Genomic DNA, 250 nt, shown 5'->3' on the forward strand with positions numbered 1-250 from the left:
AGGAAGATGATCATCGCGAAGCTGAGATGGGCTTGCCACAGGCTGATCATTTGAGACGCTCGGACTGCCAGATATCGTTGAAGGACACGTGTTTGATGAAGGTGTTGTTCCAGGTATAAACCAAGTGATACATCCCGTCGGGGCTGCGGATGAAGTACGGGTATTCGTATTCAAACTCACACCCTTCGCTTTTGCAGACGCGTTTGTCGAGGTTGTCGAGGAATCGCGCCTCCAGCGGTTGGCGGAGCTT

General features: G+C 52.4%; 1 pseudogene. It reads right to left on the minus strand.

From position 1 onward, the window contains the following. Positions 1–46: 46 nt before the first annotated feature. A pseudogene (locus SB772_RS43880) lies at positions 47–250 on the minus strand (hypothetical protein); the annotation flags it as partial.

The organism is Paraburkholderia sp. SIMBA_030, assembly GCF_046535245.1.
Taxonomy (GTDB): domain Bacteria; phylum Pseudomonadota; class Gammaproteobacteria; order Burkholderiales; family Burkholderiaceae; genus Paraburkholderia.